Consider the following 1,314-nt stretch of genomic DNA (forward strand, 5'->3'; position numbering starts at 1 on the left):
ACATCATCACATTGAGATAATGCTTTTTCAACCGCTTGAACTTTAAATTCTTGTGTAAATCGACGTCTCATTTTTATCTGCCTCTATTAAAAGTTAGAGGCGACAACTATCCTGACACAGGGGGCTAGTTGTTACAGGAGAAAAACCTCCTGAAGCCTTCTACGATAATGCTTTGAAGGTTATAGAGTTGAAAACTGAATTACGTGTCGCTTATACAAAAATAGAAGCGCAAAGAGACCTTCTAATTCATAAAGGGCAGGAATTATCTACTCTAAAAAGCCTTTTCGAAAACTCTTTATCAAGGCCAAACGAACAACCTTTAAGTTTAAATTTTTCACCGGTGATAAATGTTACTACCACTCAAACAAATACCACTGTAATTAACAATGATATTCTTGATGTTGCAGATGAAATTAAATCATTAATATCTAAAAGTGGAGATGATTCTGGAACTGAATTAAGGCTATTAGATTTAAATAGCTCTATCGAAAATATTGATGCAACAAGTTCTCCAGAAGAAGTTAAAAATTCGGTAGGCCTTACCAAATTAAAGAGGCTTATTGACGATGCATTAAATACTGGCAGCGACTTGAATGACTTCTTTGAGAAAATATCAGGAGGAGTCGACAAACTTAAAGGCTTAGCTTGTAAATACAATTCGATAGCTGAGTGGTGTGGTGCTCCTCAAATCCCATCGGCTTTCTTAAAATAAAACTCTAATCGGGTAGCCGGAGGTATCTAACCTCCAGCCCCCACACCACCCGTCATGCGCTTTTTATTAGCAGGAAGTGCAATGGGCGGTTCATCTCCCAGATGAATCTTGATCCAAATATCTTTCTAAACCTTGTCAAGCCAAGTTGTCATTGCCTAACGAGAGGTATAAGCCACTACCGTCAGTAGAACATTCTTATCCTACGGCGAATCCAGTGTTCTAAATCAACCAGTAGCTGATAAGCGTTGGCTATTAGTTTGTAATACCCTTAGCCGCAAATACATTTGGGCTAGAATCAGTATTACTCTGAAGCGAAGCTCCTCTTTACCTCTTTGTGAATAATTTACTAAGTTTTTTGCACAAATAAAAGGAAATAAGGGAAACTTAGCGCTTAGTATCGGCATGGTTAAACCACTATTAAAAATAAATTAAAATCGAGTTATTTTATAGGATCGTTGCCGACAATCTGCAAATGGCCCATTGCGGACTATTAATCGCCAAGTTATTAAGTTTTTATACCCAGAAACAAAAGAGCCACGTAAATACTTTGCTCTTTGTTCTTAGTATTAGTATTAGTATTAGTATTAGTATTAGTAATAGTA

The 1,314-nt window shown here is 36.7% G+C and carries 1 protein-coding gene; it reads left to right on the plus strand.

All coding sequences use genetic code 11. The annotated features are described in order from the left end of the window. Nucleotides 1–187: 187 nt before the first annotated feature. The gene (locus H5200_RS23140; protein ID WP_182762831.1) at nt 188–712 is read left to right on the plus strand and encodes a hypothetical protein; all 525 of its coding nucleotides are present in this window, start codon (nt 188–190) and stop codon (nt 710–712) included. Nucleotides 713–1,314: the final 602 nt, after the last annotated feature.

This window comes from Pseudoalteromonas sp. SG43-7 (assembly GCF_014164295.1).
Lineage (GTDB): Bacteria > Pseudomonadota > Gammaproteobacteria > Enterobacterales > Alteromonadaceae > Pseudoalteromonas > Pseudoalteromonas rhizosphaerae.